The organism is Shewanella sp. LC6 (genome assembly GCF_006385735.2).
In the GTDB taxonomy this organism is placed as follows: domain Bacteria; phylum Pseudomonadota; class Gammaproteobacteria; order Enterobacterales; family Shewanellaceae; genus Shewanella; species Shewanella xiamenensis.
Window position 1 is genome coordinate 257951 of sequence record NZ_CP043903.1, and the last position, 17256, is coordinate 275206.

At 44.0% G+C, this 17256-nt stretch carries 19 protein-coding genes; all 19 read left to right on the forward strand.

The annotated features are described in order from the left end of the window. Positions 1-128 precede the first annotated feature (128 nt). A complete protein-coding gene (locus FJD32_RS23725; protein ID WP_140907736.1) occupies positions 129-566 on the forward strand; it encodes a hypothetical protein in 438 nt (145 codons plus the stop codon). Between the two features lie 8 nt (positions 567-574). Continuing rightward, a complete protein-coding gene (locus tag FJD32_RS23730; RefSeq protein WP_140907737.1) occupies positions 575-2197 on the forward strand; it encodes an ATPase, T2SS/T4P/T4SS family in 1623 nt (540 codons plus the stop codon). An 11-nt stretch (positions 2198-2208) separates the two neighbouring features. Then, the gene (locus tag FJD32_RS23735; RefSeq protein WP_140907738.1) at positions 2209-3240 is read left to right on the forward strand and encodes a hypothetical protein; all 1032 of its coding nucleotides are present in this window, start codon (positions 2209-2211) and stop codon (positions 3238-3240) included. Positions 3241-3346: 106 nt separating this feature from the next. Then, positions 3347-3841, forward strand: coding sequence for a hypothetical protein (locus tag FJD32_RS23740; RefSeq protein WP_219848078.1), 495 nt, complete (start codon positions 3347-3349; stop codon positions 3839-3841). Positions 3842-3848: 7 nt separating this feature from the next. Next, positions 3849-4361, forward strand: a complete 513-nt coding sequence (locus FJD32_RS23745; protein WP_088212972.1) for a hypothetical protein — start codon at positions 3849-3851, stop codon at positions 4359-4361. Positions 4362-4402: 41 nt separating this feature from the next. Next, positions 4403-5329 (forward strand): hypothetical protein, encoded by a 927-nt coding sequence (locus FJD32_RS23750; RefSeq protein ID WP_140907739.1) that lies wholly within the window; start codon positions 4403-4405, stop codon positions 5327-5329. A gap of 11 nt (positions 5330-5340) precedes the next feature. Next, positions 5341-6054: a hypothetical protein gene (locus FJD32_RS23755; RefSeq protein WP_140907740.1), complete on the forward strand. Its 714-nt coding sequence runs from the start codon at positions 5341-5343 to the stop codon at positions 6052-6054. A 110-nt stretch (positions 6055-6164) separates the two neighbouring features. Further along, positions 6165-6356: a hypothetical protein gene (locus FJD32_RS23760; protein ID WP_088212975.1), complete on the forward strand. Its 192-nt coding sequence runs from the start codon at positions 6165-6167 to the stop codon at positions 6354-6356. Between the two features lie 64 nt (positions 6357-6420). Continuing rightward, on the forward strand, positions 6421-7437 hold the full coding sequence (locus FJD32_RS23765; protein WP_088212976.1) for a trypsin-like serine protease: 1017 nt from the start codon (positions 6421-6423) through the stop codon (positions 7435-7437). Continuing rightward, positions 7430-7852: a hypothetical protein gene (locus FJD32_RS23770; RefSeq protein ID WP_088212977.1), complete on the forward strand. Its 423-nt coding sequence runs from the start codon at positions 7430-7432 to the stop codon at positions 7850-7852. Before FJD32_RS23765 ends, FJD32_RS23770 begins: the two co-directional genes overlap by 8 nt. A 67-nt stretch (positions 7853-7919) precedes the next feature. Next, positions 7920-8579, forward strand: coding sequence for a hypothetical protein (locus FJD32_RS23775; protein WP_088212978.1), 660 nt, complete (start codon positions 7920-7922; stop codon positions 8577-8579). A 2-nt stretch (positions 8580-8581) separates the two neighbouring features. Then, a complete protein-coding gene (locus FJD32_RS23780; protein WP_088212979.1) occupies positions 8582-8773 on the forward strand; it encodes a hypothetical protein in 192 nt (63 codons plus the stop codon). 11 nt (positions 8774-8784) lie between these two features. Beyond that, the gene (locus FJD32_RS23785) at positions 8785-9405 is read left to right on the forward strand and encodes a hypothetical protein (protein WP_140907742.1); all 621 of its coding nucleotides are present in this window, start codon (positions 8785-8787) and stop codon (positions 9403-9405) included. Positions 9406-9416: 11 nt separating this feature from the next. Beyond that, positions 9417-9944: a conjugative transfer signal peptidase TraF gene (gene traF, locus FJD32_RS23790; RefSeq protein ID WP_140907743.1), complete on the forward strand. Its 528-nt coding sequence runs from the start codon at positions 9417-9419 to the stop codon at positions 9942-9944. A 23-nt stretch (positions 9945-9967) separates the two neighbouring features. After that, on the forward strand, positions 9968-11854 hold the full coding sequence (locus tag FJD32_RS23795) for a type IV secretory system conjugative DNA transfer family protein (protein ID WP_140907744.1): 1887 nt from the start codon (positions 9968-9970) through the stop codon (positions 11852-11854). 89 nt (positions 11855-11943) lie between these two features. Continuing rightward, the gene (locus FJD32_RS23800) at positions 11944-12273 is read left to right on the forward strand and encodes a single-stranded DNA-binding protein (protein WP_140907745.1); all 330 of its coding nucleotides are present in this window, start codon (positions 11944-11946) and stop codon (positions 12271-12273) included. 12 nt (positions 12274-12285) lie between these two features. After that, entirely contained in the window at positions 12286-14343 is a 2058-nt protein-coding gene (locus FJD32_RS23805; protein WP_140907746.1) for a DNA topoisomerase 3, read from the forward strand. 51 nt (positions 14344-14394) lie between these two features. Beyond that, positions 14395-14580 carry a conjugal transfer protein TraD gene (locus tag FJD32_RS23810; RefSeq protein WP_088212985.1) on the forward strand — a complete coding sequence of 62 codons (186 nt, stop codon included), beginning with the start codon at positions 14395-14397 and terminating at the stop codon, positions 14578-14580. Next, on the forward strand, positions 14573-17170 hold the full coding sequence (locus FJD32_RS23815; protein ID WP_181159892.1) for a zincin-like metallopeptidase domain-containing protein: 2598 nt from the start codon (positions 14573-14575) through the stop codon (positions 17168-17170). The genes FJD32_RS23810 and FJD32_RS23815 overlap by 8 nt, the downstream gene beginning before the upstream one ends. The last annotated feature ends 86 nt before the right edge of the window (positions 17171-17256 follow it).

Sequence of the window (17256 nt, forward strand, 5' to 3'; positions counted from 1 at the left end):
AAATTGCCTTGGCCGCTGCGTTAGCTGTGGCGGTTTTAGGGTATGGGTCATACGTAGCGTATGACTCAATGAGCACTAAAATACCCGCTCCTGCGCTCCAAGAATCCACGTCAACAACGTTAAATTCGATGGACACACTAAATCAACCTGTACCTGAGCCAGTTGTATCTCGTCAGGCGGTTTTTGTTCCGAGTCCTGCGGCCAGTGAAATTATCAGCTTTGAAAAACAGGCCAGCGTTCAAACCGCTAGGTTTAACGCGCTCACAGCCCAAAAAAATGCCGATGAAGCCGCGAACAAACTAAATAACCCAACGGCACCAATTGCCGCTTTAATTGAGCAAATGGCAGAGAAGCCCAAAGAACCGTCACTGCTTGATCTCATTGTGGTTAAAAGCCTGATTGAATCAGGTGGAGAAATCGTGGGCATGGTGTCAGTGGGTGGTGAGCTTATTGATGTTAAACGTGGTACCAAAATCGGTGATGTATCAGTTATCGGTATCACGGCTGAGTCGATTACGTTTTCAGACGGCCACACGACTAAAACCCGCCGAGTAAAAAGCTATTGAGGTGATAAATGTTACCTTCACACAATCCTGTTGCTGTAGTTCTAAGCGACAAAGTGCTAATACCTCTCTATTTTGAGGAAAGAAAATCAGTAGCACTATCTGACGGAACCATCCTAACTAGCGATTTTGATGCAAAAAAAATCTCGCAAATCAGGGATTATATTACAGCGTCAAGAACGCTTAATGGTGGCGTACTGTTTGGAAAGCCGACTACAGTAAAAAAAGTCACAGCATCTGAAATTGAGCATTATCTGAGTCAGCTCGAATCGCAATCAAGCGGCGCTAGCAATGCAAACGTGACTGATTCTGAGCCTTCAAAACGACTGCACGATTATCTTCAATCTGGTGTAGAAAAATGGTGTTCTGACATTCACATTGAAGTGCATGAAAATAGCACTGTCATCTATGCCCGGGTCGATGGTCGCCGAATCTTGTTGTCGGAAATCCCAGACCCGAGTTATGGCTTGCAGTTGTTCTCGTATATTTTCAACTCGAAAGCGACTGAAAAAGATTCAGATTTTGTAGAAAAAGATGCAAATAACGGACACGTGGAAGAAGTTCTAACGTGTAGTGAAGAAATCATCATTAATGGTGTTTCTGACATAAAAAAAGTGAAGCGCAAAACTAGCTGGCGGGTCGCCTATGTTCCAGCGAAGCGCGGGGGGCGTTGCACCTTACGCTGGTTAGATGCGAACTCTGAGATACCAAAGCTAGAGGATATGGGATGGACAGCTGGGCATGTGACGGTTCTTAGGAACTATCGCGATATGCCATCAGGTGTTTGTATCTTCTCTGGTAAAACAGGTTCTGGTAAGACTACCTCGCTCGCATCAGTGTTAAATGAAATACCCGAAGAACGCAGTGTAGTGACGCTGGAAGATCCCCCTGAATTTAATTTGAAAAAAGCGATTCAAATCCAAATTAAACCCAACACCCCCGTAAAAGAAGGTGGCGAGGAAATGAGGGGGTTTAGTTATTATTCAAAGCAGACACTGCGGCATGATGTGGATGTCGAAATGCACGGCGAAGTACGGGATAAAATCGGTGCAATGGAACTGACCCGCAAGGGGGAAACGGGGCAACTTATGTTCACCACGCTGCACACATCATCGGCATTAGGTATTGCACACACGCTCACAGATCAAATGCACGTCCCTCCCGCCGTGATTGCCGCCCCTGCTTTAATGCGGCTTTGGGTTTACCAAACACTGGTCAGAAAAGTATGCCCTCACTGTTGTTTGACGGCAGAACAAGCCGCTGATCATTACAAAGACCAACCAGATTCTAAAGTGGCGGAATGGCTCAATAAAATTGACAAGCTATGCAATGGTGAGACTACAAATGTCAGGTTTAGAAATCCAAAAGGTTGTAAGTTTTGCGTAAAAGGTGAGCGAGGAAGAACAGCCCTAGTCGAAATGATTGTCCTCGATGATGAAGATCGAGAATTTATCATCAAAAAAGACGAAGCAGGATGGTTGAAAGCTCTAAAAGCCAAGGGTTTTAAGGACGTCCGAGATCATGCAATCAGCAAAATAAAAGCAGGTGTTATCGATGTGGTGACAGCATCGGGAAGGGTGAATGATTTGCTTCCTGTTGCCTCTGCCGACATCTATAAAACCTTTGAAATGTGAGGCGGGGAATTATGTCCAAATCACTTGAACAATTGCTTTTTAATCACAAGCGACAAATCAAACTACTGCGCAATATTCACAGGCTCGCCCGGTCTGGTGTTGAACAAAAATTAATTGCTGAACAGCTGATTAAGTACGGTCAACCCACAGAGCGGAAGATTGGGGAAGGGATTTTGCGCAGTATCAGGAACGGACAAGGCTTTTCTCTCGGGACAAAACCTTGGCTTGATTCGCTCGCTTTTGAGGCGTTGGCCGCTGGTGAACACACTGGCGAATGGGCAAGGGGAGTGCAAAACGCAATTATCACGCTGTCATCAAAAAGCGCGTCTACCTCGTTACTGGTAAAAGCACTTTGGAAACCGATAGCCGGGATAGTTGCAATGCTCGCCGCATCAGCGGGTATCAGCCTGTATTTATTCCCCATGTTAGACGAGATTATGACGCGAGGTCAGAAAGGACAACTTTCCCAACTGGCGGCATCATTCGGAAATTTTTGGGCTGACTGGGGGTTATTAATTGGTTCAATAACCTTGTTATTTGTTATTGCTGTGTTTTTGTCGTTATCAGTAATGACGGGCAACTTTAGAAAGAAAATTGATAATTTCCCCGTTTATCGCCAATACAGAATGATCCAAACAGGCGCATTTCTACGCTCAATGGGTAATCTAACGTTGGCTGGCTTCGGGTTAAAAGAAGCGCTTTTGCAAACCAAAAAACATGCCAATCGCTATTTATTACACCATATCGCCAAAATGCTCGAAAAAATTGAATGGGGGGAGAAAAACCTCGGTTATATCATGGCAACAGGATTGCTTAATAAATCAGAGGAAAATTCGCTTTATTTACTCGGACAAATCGGCGGGACGTCTGAAACACTGTTGAACAGTGCTGATATTCACCACGAACTGTTAATGGAAGAAATCGACTTAATTAAATCAATCGGTATCGATGCGTTAAAACTTATCGGTTTTGCTATCGGTTTACTCATGGGAGGAGGTGTTATTTTACAGATAATGGACATTGCAACTCGCGTTAACGTTTAACCTACTTTCAACTTAAATCTAATCTCAATTTTTTAAACCCTCTTGTCGTTTCTCTTTTAAATATAAAGGGAAGGGATTCGGCTTATTTGCACTCAAGGAAATTAAAATGACTAAAACTGTAAACATGAAAAACCGTCAACGTGGCGCATCTACAACCGACATTCTGATTTGGGCATCACTAATCATCATTGCACTGATTTTTCTAATCTCTAAAGTGCCGGATATTCGTTATGCAATGAGAGTTTCCGGTTTTCAAACTGACGTATCTACTATTAGTGATGCGGCATATCGCTGGAAGAAGGCAAGACCCAATTACACAGGTGTTAGTATTGGCATTTTGTGTACTCAAGGTTATCTCAATGAATCCATCTGCGGCACCGCTAACAACGGTGTTGCAACAAACCAATTTGGCGGTAACTGGACAGTAGCCGCTAACTCCAACCCCGGCCTTTACAACATTGTAGCGACCATTCCTAACGATCCAACGCGAATGACTGATCTCGCTGACACAATGGCACCAGCGACCCGCAGCAATTGCGCGCAAGCGACTGGCTGTAGCACCATCACAGCCACAGGCACAACGTTAACCATGACGTTCTAGAGGTTGTATGTTCACGACTCGTTATCAAAACGGAGTGGCTACAACTGAGTTAAAAATTGCTTTGACCTGCTCAATATTGGTATCTGTCGTGATGTGGGTAGCGGTCGCAAGACCGCTACTTAATTACTCCGATGCTGCGGAAATTGAAACTACGGTTGAATATGTAAAATTAGCCGCCAAAAATTTCTACGGTAAAGATATTAGCCAAACTCATTGTTACCAACCGTCCAAAACTCTATCCATCAGTAACTTAATTAATAATCAACTAATTACCACCGATTTAGTAAATGGCAAAAAATATCAAATCGCAGTTGATTACGTTATGAAATCTAACGGCTCTTGGTCACGACCAAGTGCCATTAATATCGATTTGACGTTTGCAAATACTGACGAACTAGAGCGCGTATCTGGTTATTTAGATGCAAACCTTATCAGTCCTACTCAGCTCCGTTTTACACAGCCAATTACATTTAATGTCGATTGGCGCTCATTCAACCCCGCCACAGGATGCCTAAATTGAGATCACATAAGCGCCAGAGGGGCTTTGCAAATATTGTCATAATGATTGTCGGTTTATCTGTGTTAACCATGCTCATTATGCACTGGCAACAACGCAGTAAAATCATGCGGATTCAAGCCCAAGTAACCCCGTTTTATCAAAATCTGGAATACATAACTAAACAAGTTAATGCGTTTCAAATTGACCAGATAGCCCAAGGTTGGCCGCCCAGCTCTGCGGCGGTATTCCCTAACGCTTGGAGTGACTTACAGCCAGCCTATTTACCTAACTGTTCAACCACCGATAACAACGCTGGTAAGTGTCGAAAACCCGAGCAAACACCATGGGGTACATCGATGTTAATGACAAAAATTAACAGTCCTGTGCCTCCGTCAGTTACCCCTCGTTACCGTTTACAAATTCAAATCCCGTTTCCGAATGCAACAAGTGATGCAACCCGGCTAGAACATCAAGCCGTTTTGGAAACCCTGAGTCGCTTCCCCGGAAGTGAATTTAACGAGGCCAGCAACAGCCTGTTTGTATGGGTAGACCGCATCGACTCTGGTGTCCAACAAGACGCGCTTGTTAAGCGCAGCGGTGATGATTCGACATTAACAGGAGATTGGGACGTAGGCGGAAACTACGCAATCACCAACGCAAAGGACGTCACGATTAGAAATAGTGATGGAAGCCAGCGAAGTGTTGGCACTGGTGTAGTAAGGGCGTTTGTTGGTAAACACAATGAACGAGTAAATAAACATAAATGCCCCGCAAATCTAACCCCTTCAATCATTGTCAGCATTAAAAGTATCTTTGCTCAAAACAACGCCAACAATATTAATACGATCAGCCAAAGCAAAACCTATGCAACTGAAAGCAGCACATATTGGACACTCGGTCTTGATTATTACGCCCAATTACAAGGTTCTTCTACTTGGACGTTACAGCATGACGGTGAAATCAGTGCTTTTTTAATCTGTAAAAACTAAACGAGGTAAATATGAAAAAATCACACTTATTAAGTTTATTGATTTTTAGTGCTCTATTAGCAGGGAATAGCTTTGCTAATGCCGAAAAAATGACATACGAAAAAGCGATGGAGTCTGATAAAAAAACATTCCATAACAATTCGATTCCACTACAGGAAACTATCGACAACTGGAACACCTATGTAAAGCCACCAAATACAAGTTCCGGCGGTTCTACAACATTACAACGCACGTATAAACAAATTTGGAAATCTAGCTCAACGAGCGGCCTAAACACTGGAAACGTTACGTTGAGTGAGTCATTCCGCAATTTTGATGAAATTGTCACCATTGGCAGCAATGACAACGGCCATTACGTCCAGCACTACCGATTTACTCCACTTGAGTATGATCTCGCGATTGAAAACAGCTCCAGCGGTTATGCAACTCTATACGAGCGCGACTCAGTGTCATGGAATGGCAAATTCACAACAGACACCTATTTTACGACAACGGGAGAAAACTCAAAAATCTATGCAATTTATGGAGTGAAATTTGCCCCGGGTAGCAACACACCATCATGCACCGCCGGGCAAACTAAAACAGAAAACGTGTATTGCAATAGTCCACAGAAAACATGCGAAGTGGGAGCCAGAACGCAAACGTGTTCAGCCAGTGGTGATTTCACGCCTTGGTCAATTACACGCTCCCCAATTTGTGTTTCTCAAACTCAACAATGTCCATAAGCATTGGCAACCATAGTGCGGTGACTTGAGTCACCGTTCTATAATCGTTATTGTTTAAAAGCAAATATGTTTATATACTAGGTAAAAATAACCTAAGAACCATAATAAACATGAAGCTAAAAGAATATATTAAAACTCGCTACGGCACCCAACGAGGCGCTCAAGCCGATTTTCTAAGAGACAATCCCGATTGGCTGCCGCAAGAACTCACACGTTGGATAAAAAATCACCATGTAAACTTGCAAACAGGTGAGCATTACAAACCGTCATCAAAAAAGATAAAGTTAAAAGAACCAAAATAAACACTTGTGTTTATAAACAAATTTGCTTACTATAAGTGCATATAAACAAAAAAGGATGTTGCACATGAAAAAATCCCTGCTCACTTTAGCTCTTATTTCTGCGGTTTCAGCTCCCGCCTTTGCCATTCAAAATGGTTCAATCCTAGACTGGTCTAAAAACGATGACATGGTAAAAATGAACTGCTCAGGCACAATCATAAGTGGGAAGTGGGTTTTAACTGCTGCTCATTGCGATAAAGAGGCGTTACAGGGTGTAACAACCGTGACTGGCAATGTAAGTGTCGCAAAAGTTTATAACCACGAAGATTATATGTCAGACGGCATCGATATTGCGTTATGGGAACTGGTAAGTAAAACAAATACAAATAATGTTAAGTTTTTGTCCATGCGAAATGTTGAGGCTGATGAACGGATTAAAATTACTGGCTTTGGGGCTGGTAACAACACTCCTCAAACAAACTTAGCTGTCGCAGAACAAATTTCAGCACCTCAATATATCATTAATGGAGTGCCACTAAGTAAGTTAGAACTTAAATTTGATAATCTCGGCACAACAGTCCCCGGTGACTCTGGGGCTCCGTACACGGATGGAAATAATCTGATCGTTGGAATTCATCAGGGTAGTGCTTTCGATGCCGAAACAGGCAAACAAGCTAATGGAACTCGCCTCTATTTTGCGCGCGATTTCATATTATCGACCGTTAACGGTTGGCACTATCCAACTCTGGCTAATACTCCTACTTCTGGCGGCTCAGTAACAATCGAAGTGCAAAGCCTCTATGCTGACGCTTTTATGGATAACGCCACGGCCAGCGGTGATGCAACCATCACTGGCGGCACTTGTTCGGGCGCAACGGTACAGCCATTTGATATTTGCACATACACAGTATCAAGCAACGGCTATGAAGGAACAGTAACCCTCGATGGTGAACAAAAAATCACTATTAACAAAGGTCGCACTAAACCTGTTACTCCAACGCCAGACCCTGAAACGGGTTCAGGTGGCGGTGGTTCAATGGGCTTTATGTCACTAATCGCAGCATTAGGGCTTGGTTTTACGAGAAGAAAAACAAATGGGTAGACGGGTTATATTGTTTTTGATTCTGTTGGGGAGTTTAACGGTGGGGGGCTTAGTTGCTTACTTTGCTGAGATTGATGCTGATAATGCAAAGAAAGAAGCTGAGTATCTACTTAATTTTCCTTATACATTGAAAGGTTTAGGTAGATTTCCTGTCGTGGTTTATTTAACCGAAGATAAAGTGATTAAAAAAATGTCGCCTCAGTGCGTTATGCAACCAGTTGGCACAAAAATCACTCTGTTGGAAAACAAAAATATTATTCAGATTGATTCGACTCAATTAGCAATAGAGTTAGGATGCCCCGCTCGGTTTTTCCTTGCTAAGAACCTAGCTGAAACTTATTCTGAATACAGCAAAGCCTTTTCAGCAGCAGCTAACGAAAATGACCCGAGTTTAGAGTTTACCCCAGTGAACTAATCTAAAACTAAACCCTAGGCCGACACAAAACCCACTCATTACGCAGTGGGTTTTTATAGGTGCTACTATGACCAAATTAATTTTAATACTGGTGCTAATTGTCTTTTTATTGTGGTTCCTGCAAAAACTCCCACAAACCACACTCACAGAACGCCCGATAAATTTATTAGCTAACGGATTTACTCAAGCAAGATTAGACCTTGCTGCACGATTTTTAGCGCATTCTATTTGTATCACTGCGCCGCTGATATTCATCAATTTACTGCCTATAGCCGAAATGTTCAGCTATACGGTGGCATTTGTAACCTTAGCCCTGTTAATCCCTCCTGAGTTAGTCATCGATGATAATTCAGAGCTTGCAACCACAAAAAAATTATTCAGCAAGGGCGCAGACATACACCTACGCAATCCATACCAACACTTCACCATGCGTACCTATAAAGAACTTTTATTTTTAGTTGAAACGCTCCCTAACTATGGTGTTAGAAACATAAAGTTAACCTCCCCAATGTTTTACCACCCTGACGGGACACTAAGAGACTTTTCAACTTTAGAAAAACTCTTAGCTAAAAAAAACGCCATATTATCAAGCTACGAGGCGAAGCCTTGGCAAAACCTCCTCGGTAAAATAAGCATGATGATTGATAGCGCCAAAGATAAAAAAGAGAAGTTAAGAAATATCAACCTTAATAAGTGGCACGTTTTAACAATAAAGATGGAAGGCTAAAAATGGCAGAAGTAAATAAAGCGTTTAATAGCACTATATCTCACACTCCAAAAACCAAGCGACACGAACAATCTAACTCATTATCAGAGAATCATTTAAAAACAAAGAAATTATATGAATTCAAAAATGAGCTTAGAAATTTAGGTTTAAGTGAATCAGAAATTCAAACAGCTTTAAAGTTTCAGTCTTACTAAGGAGTTACGCCTTGGAAATGAGCAATATCGATTTTTTCAAAAAAGCACATCGACCTATCTACTACAAAGCTACATTAAACAAAATGCGAAACGGTGACACGCTATCACTGGGCGCAATCGTAGTGAAGCTGCCAGCCAGCGAGGACGGCCTGACGGAATCCTTTAATGCTTACGCGCAAGCGTACATAACCAAAGAAAGCAAAGGCGTGTATTCATTTACGGGGCTGTGGACTCTCCCAACTAAAGCGACCCGCGCCGATACTTGGGCAATGGGCAGGTTCACTATTCAAAAAGGCATCATCACATTTTTAGATACACCGCCTGAAACGCTAAGGGCTTTTTTCCTTGTCTGTCGATATATACAAAGGCTAATAAATTCAGAATTTGAAAGCGTAAAGGAAAATTACACAGACACATGGTTTTTCAAAAATAAAATTCCATTTTATTTTAACGGGTTTCATTTCGATAAAGAGAATACAGGGATTTTGCCTTATTCGTCATTAGACCCCAAAACAAATGAGCGCATAAGAGTTAGGTCAAAACTATCAGATGACTTGCTTGAAAATGTGTGTATGCACCCATTGGCTGCATTGTTTGAAAAAGCAAGTGCATTGGGGGCTATCGAATTATAAAAGGTGTTTCAATGAGCAAAACCGCAAAATATTGGCTCCTATCTATAAGCATATTTACCGCCGCAGTTTCACTCTCATACTTCATCGGAATAAGAATAAATACCAGTAAATCATTCCCCCCGGGGATTTATATTGTTTCAAAGGCTAATTCCTACAAGAAAAATGATTTAGTGCTGTTTTGTCCTCCCAATAAAGCCGTGATACAGGATGCAATAGAGCGGGGTTACATTGACACAGGCCGCTGTGAAAGCGGCACAGTGCCAATCATAAAACGTATTGTGGGTATGTCCGGGGATTATGTTGAGTTCACCCCCGCAGTTAAAATCAACAATTCAGAATTGACGGGCTCAATTCGTTTACAAGTGGACGGTGAAAATAGAGCGCTGCCCCAGCTGCCGCCGTTCACGGTTTCTAATAATTCGTTTTTCGCTTATTCAGATCACGCCCCTAAAAACTCGTTTGATAGCCGCTATTTCGGTGATGTACCGATAGAAAACATCATTGGCACGATTCGCCCCTTAGCTCTATTCCCTCTGTAACGCCTTAACGCCGAGTATCACAAATGAAAATCAAAGATCACAACAATATGGTGGGTGGCGAAATGCGCTCACCCCAAAAAAGCCAAAGTAAGTTTATGCCGCTTGCTCTTGTTTCAGCCTCGGTACTGGTTGGCTTGCAAATGGCAACTCAGCATTTTGCCCACACATTCGGCTATCAGCCGCAGCTGGGCGAGAATCTGAATCACATCTACCTACCCACAAAAATTCTAACGTGGGCGTTTGATTGGTACTCAGTTTACCCCGAACAGTTTATTACCTCTGGTAGCGTTGGCATGATTGCAACAGCCCTCGGCTTTGTTGCTGTGTTAGCTAACAAAATACAGCAATCCACCAAGTCCAAACCAAACCAGTTTTTACATGGTTCGGCACGGTGGGCAAACCGCTCTGATATTGAAAATGCAGCCCTCTTGAAAAAAGCAAATTCAGCTAACGAGGATTCGGGCGAAGGTGTTTATGTGGGGGGGTGGGTCGATGAAAAAGGCGTGACTCACTATCTAAGGCATAGTGGACCGGAACACGTTTTATGTTACGCCCCGACACGTTCAGGCAAAGGGGTAGGATTGGTAATTCCCACGCTGCTTACGTGGCGTAAAAGCACATTTATCTCCGATTTAAAAGGTGAACTGTGGGAACTAACGGCTGGCTATCGCAAAAAAATGGGACAAAAGGTACTACGCTTTGAACCCGCTAACCGCAACAGCATCTGTTGGAACCCTATAGACGAAATCCGGGTGGGCACAGATTCAGAAGTAGGCGACATTCAAAACCTATGCACCCTAATCGTCGATCCCGAAGGTAAGGGGCTAAATGACCACTGGCAAAAAACGGCGTTTTCCTTGTTATGTGGCGTGGTTGTTCACACGATTTATAAATCCCAAGCCGAAGGTAAAACAGCGTCACTCCCTGCTATCGATGCCATGCTATCAGAACCCAACCGCAAAATTTCAGACCTGTGGAATGAAATGGTTTCATATCCGCACATTGACGGCCAAGCGCATCCATTATCTGCGGCTGCTGGACAAGATATGATTGATAGGCCAGAAGAAGAAGCTGGCTCTGTTCTCTCTACGGCCAAAAGTTATTTGATGCTATATCGTGACCCCGTAGTCGCAAACGTGGTGAGCAAGTCTGAGTTTACGATAAAAGACCTTATGCACCATAGCGACCCGGTTAGCCTGTATATCATCACCCAACCAACCGATAAAGACCGTTTAAAGCCATTGGTCAGGATCATTATTAACATGATCATCCGGCTACTGACGTCAGATATGAAATTTGAAAACGGTAGACCAGTAGCCAACTATAAACATCGGTTACTTGGCATGATTGACGAGTTCCCAAGCCTCGGCAAGCTCGATATTTTGCAAGAATCGCTCGCTTTCGTAGCGGGTTACGGCATTAAGTTTTATTTGATTTGCCAAGACCTCAATCAGTTGAAAAGCGAAAAAACGGGCTATGGCCGTGACGAACAGATCACCTCAAACTGTCACGTTCAAAACGCCTATCCACCGAACCGCCTTGAAACAGCCCAGCACTTAGCAAACCTGACAGGTGAAACCACCATTATTAAGGAGCAAATAACCACATCAGGTAAACGGTTTGCGACCAGTAATACCAACGTTTCCCGCACTTTCACGGAAACCAAGCGAACGCTGTTAACCCCCGATGAATGTATGCGCTTACCCGCCCCGATAAAAAATGAAAAAGGGGAGATCACCAAGGCGGGAGATATGATTATTTACACGGCGGGTTTTCCCGCCATATATGGCCGTCAAATCCTATATTTCCAAGATCCTGTTTTCTCTGAGCGCGTAAAAATCCCCGCCCCTCAGCAAACAGATAAGTTAAGAACCCCTGTAACGCCTGAAAAATTCACCCTGAACGACTAGCGCCTCTGTTATCCACATTTTCAGTGGATAAGTCAGGTAAAAACTGTCGTGAACTTTCCAAACAAACCAATGAAAAAGGAACTACCCGTATGCTCATTCAACTATGCCGTATTGGACAAAATGCCGTAACCCGTGTTACTCCCGGGGGCACCGCCGTAACCTCTTTTTCTTGCGCGTATAACGTGGGATTTGGGGCACATGAGACAACCCAATGGATTGAAGCTGAATATTGGGGGGAGCGCGGCCAGAAGTTAGCGGAAAAGCTCACTAAAGGCCGTCAAATCGTACTAACTGCCGATGATCTTTGTGTTGAGACATTCCAAAGATCGGATAAAACAACAGGCGCTAAACTCAAATGCCGAGTCGTAAACATTGATTTTACTTCTGGCAGTTCACCACAGGCCAATCAAGCTCAGTAACAAGGGGGCGCAATGAATAGATTATTTATCGCGGAAAAACCCAGTGTCGCGAGGGCGATAGCCGAAGTGCTAGGAGTCACACGCAAAGGCAATGGGTATATTGAATGTGGCGAAGATACGGTTACATGGTGTTTCGGCCACATGCTTGAACAAGCCGAACCCGATTACTACACCCCAGCTGACGCACCCGCACGGGACGGCAAAAAAATCTGGCGCGTAGAAGATCTGCCTATTATCCCTCAAGATTGGATTCTTCACCCCAAAGCGGATGCAAAGACGCAATTAGAGCAAATTGGGGTATTAATAAAAAGAGCGCAAGTCATTGTAAATGCAGGAGATCCAGACAGGGAGGGGCAAAATCTAATTGATGAAACTCTAATATACCATGCGAATAGTAGTCCTGTTTTGCGTTACTGGTCAAGCGGTATCGACCAAGTATCAGTAGAACGAGCCTTAAACTCACTGTTTGATAATGCTGATAAAAAGACTTTCGGGGATGCTTCCATTGGTCGCCAAAGAGCGGATTGGTTAATTGGGATGAACCTTAGCCGGGCTTTCACTCTACGAGCGGAGCGCGGGGGTTCCCGGGCATTAATCACGGTTGGCCGAGTGCAAACCCCAGTGTTATCGATGGTCGTTAATCGTGACCGCGAAATTGAAAACTTTACGCCAATCCCATTTCACACATTACGCGCTACCTTACAAAGCAGTGATGGAGAATTTAACGCCAAGTGGAAAGCTAAAGAAGATCAAGCCGGACTCGATAGCGAAGGGCGATTAACGAATACAGAAATAGCGGACGCGCTGGTAACAAGCATGACGGGCGCAGCAGCATCGATAACAGAGGCGAAATCAACGGCAAAAAAGGCTCACCACCCGTTGACTTACTCGTTATCAAACCTGACTGTAACCGCCAGTAAAAAATATGGTTATTCCGCGCAAAACGTCCTTGATACATGCCAAGCTTTATATGAGAAACACAAGCTGACCACTTATCCGCGGACGGATTGCGGTTACTTGCCTGAATCGCAATTTACCGATGTACCGGGCATCTTGGAATCACTGAAAAAGGTTAACCCTGAGCTGATCCCTATCATTGATAAAGCCGATCCAAAGCTGAAATCCAAAACATGGGACGACAGCAAGTTAACCGCGCACCACGGCATTATCCCAACTCACGAAGTAGCAAACAAAAGCGCCCTATCAGAAATGGAGCGCAACATTTATGAGCTGATTGTGCGTACCTACATAGCGCAGTTTTACCCTGTGCATGAATACCGCAGCACCAATATTGAAATTGATATTGGCGGCGAATGCTTCACCGCCTCGGGTAAAGTTATCACTCTGAACGGCTGGAAGGACGTTTATAGTGAAGCGGAAGAAGATAGCGAAAAAGAGGATGATCAAAGCCTCCCTAAAGTGAAAAAAGGTGATGCGTTAACATGTAGTGCCATTGAGCGCAAAGACGCGAAAACAAAACCACCAAGCCGCTTTAATGAGGGTTCTATTCTTGCGGCCATGGTCGGGATTCATAAGTTTGTCGATGATCCAGCTATGAAAAAGTTACTCCGTGAAGAAGATGGACTCGGCACCGAAGCCACAAGAGCCGGAATCCTTACCGAACTTAAAGAACGGGGGTATTTGGTCGAACAAGGCAAGGCATTAGTTAGTTCAGCCCTTGGCCGCAGTGTCGTGGACGCTTTACCAACAATGGTAAAGAGCCCGGTGTTAACTGCATTAGTTGAACGCCAACTTAAAGACGTTGAATCCGGCAAAATGTCTCTCGATGCCTTTACCGCAGCACAAGTAAAGTTTGTAACTGAGCAAGTTGAAAAGGCCAATGTCGGGGCGGTAAAAATCGCCGGCGCGAAATCACCTCTACCAATCTCTGATATTTATAAATGTAAGCTCTGTAATCATGGATTAGTACGCCGCCCAACATCGGTTAAGGGGCGGTTCTGGTGGGGTTGCAGCCATTATCCAACATGTGAACAAATGTACGCAGATATTAACGGTAGACCGAATTACTCAAAACCTATCGTGCCGAAAGAAAAAGCCCCCCAACAATAACCCCCTAAATGAGCGCCTAGTGCGCTCTTTTATTTCAAGTAAGGAAATCCCATGAGTAACGAAACGAATGTCACTGAGCAATCAGTCATCGATGCAAAACTGGATGATGCTCTTACCCCTCAACTTCAAGTTGAGGTTTCACCAATCGAAGCGGATTTGATGGGCGCATTCATCGAGGACGCAATGAGTGAAGAAGATGCGCTAACGTCTGCACTGGATGGGGGTTCAAATGAATAAGAAAACCCCTAAAAAACCGTTCCACGAAGTTGTTGCAGAACGCTTGATAGAACAGCTCAAACAAGGCACTGCACCTTGGCAAAAACCGTGGGTGCCTGGGCAAGATAACCACTCCTTACCCTACAATCCGTCAACAGGTAAAAGATACAGAGGTATCAATACCTTAAACCTTATGTCACAGGGGTTTTCCGATCCACGCTGGATGACATACGACCAAGCAAATTCGGTTAATGCTCAAGTGATAAAAGGGGCAAAAAGTACCCCCGTTCAATATTGGAAGTTCAACGAAGAACAGAAATTATTAGACGACAACGGGAAACCTATTTTAGACAGCCAAGGCAAGGCCAAAACGGTTATTGTGCCGTTAGAACGGCCAAGAGTGTTTTTTGCTTCTGTGTTTAACGCAGAACAGATCGAGGGTTTACCCCCGATTGAAATTAAACCTAAAACCCCCGAGCAAACGTGGGACGCCGTAAATCGAGCGGAAAAAATTCTTAGCTCATCTGGCGCGAATATTATGCACAAATCGCAAGATAGGGCATTTTATAGCCCCGGCAGGGACAGTATTACCCTACCCGAAAAGAACCAGTTCAGTGATGCAGCTGGCTATTACGCAACGGCCTTACATGAGCTAGGCCACTGGACAGGGCACCCCTCCCGCTTAAATCGTGATCTTGGGCATCCATTCGGCAGTGAGGCTTACGCAAAGGAAGAACTACGCGCCGAAATATCATCAATGATCATGGGTGAAGAACTCGGAATAGGCCACAATCCTGAACAACATACAGCCTACGTCAAAAGCTGGATTAAAGTGTTGCAGGATGACCCGCTAGAAATTTTCCGCGCCGCAGCTGACGCCGAAAAAATTCAAACGCTGCTACTCAGCTATGAGCAAAAGCAAGAGCAAAATCAAGAGCAGGGCGTAAGTGCCGCAGTTCCTAGCAGTAACACTCCTTTGGAGCCTGTGCGCCAAAATATCGATATGGAGTCGCAAAGCATGGATAAAAAAACTGAAAAGGTTTTTATCGATGTACCATTTAAAGAAAAAGACGAAGCCAAAGCAGCTGGCGCTCGATGGGATAGATCAGCTGGTTACTGGTCTATTGATAAATCAGAGTTACCCAAGCTTAATGATAAATGGCCTGTTGTTCAGGTTGAGGCCAAGCCAGAAACTAAACTGTTTATTGCAGTGCCGTATTCAGAAAAAGATGAGGCTAAACGCATTGGTGCAAAATGGGATAAACAAAAAAAATCTTGGTATGTAGACCCCGGCACTGATAAGCAATTAATTGGTAAATGGCTCGTTGAAAATCGCCCCACTGAGCAAGCCCCAGCCCTTCACCCAAGAGAAGAATTAGCCCTTGTGATGAAAGAAATGGGCTTTGATGTGACTGGTGAGCACCCCATTATGGACGGCAAGAAACATCGATGCCGACTGCTCTCTGATAAAGCTTCTGTGAAAGATCAAAGCGGTGGAGGTATGTACGTAGCATTTACAGACGGCATACCAGCGGCTTATATCTCAAATAATCGTACCGGGGAATCACAGAATTGGTCATCGAAGGGCTATTCAATGACCAATGAGGAAAAAGCGGTTTTAAATGCTCAAGCGGCTGCGAAGAAGCAAGAGCGAGAAGCGGCTCAAGCAGCTGAACATCAAAGCGTGGGCGAAGGTATCACTCGTTTACTAGAAGTATGCAATTTACCGACAGGAAATGAGAAATACTTGCAAGTTAAACAAGCCAAAGCGGGTAACTTGCTCGTTATTCCTGAACCATCGGCCTTGCAAAATGACCCCAAAGTGTTAATCGGGGCAAACTGGAAAGAATCACAGGCACTACGCGAAAAGAACCCCTCTCACGTAGTTTTTACCACTGGTGATCTGGTTGTTCCTGCGCATGATGCCAACGGCAAAATTTGGACAGCTCAAACCATCCAGCCAAACGGCACGAAAATGTTTCCTTCTGGTTCACAAAAAACGGGCTCGTTTCATATTGTCGGGGGCGATATGGACGCACTGGCTAAAGCCCCGGTGATTATTGTGAGCGAAGGTTATGCAACCGCTGATACGCTAAGTGAAGCAGCAGCATTACCCGTAGTATCAGCTTTTGATGCAGGTAATCTTGTCACAGTGGCGAAAGCCTTACGAGAAATTCACCCTAATAAACCGATGTTGATTTGTGGTGATAATGACGCTCACCAAGTAATGACCGAAGATAAAAACGTAGGGGTGGAAAAAGCGACCGCAGCCGCCGAAGCCGTTAAAGGGCAAACGCTTTTCCCTATTTTCGCTCCAAAAGAACAGCTTTACCCTCCCGAGTTACCTATTGTCACCCCTGAATTGTGGCGCAATAAAGAGGTGACTAAGGAGCAAATGAAAGCCATTGATACAATGAAGAAATACACCGATTTTAATGATGTAAAAACCAAGAGCGCCTTGGGCATCGATGGGGTAAAACGTCAGGTGAAATTTGCAATCAATGAGCTTTTGAACAAACAAAATCTGCAACACACACAAAAACAGGAACAGACACAGGAACAAAATATTAAAAAGTCACACGTAAAAACCCGCTCTGTAAGTCCCGCCTAACCCCTCTAAACAAGCCATAGTGACGTTTTACGCGCTCTTGAATACCAAAGGCGCGGATTACGTTATCAGATAAAAGCGCCTAGCTC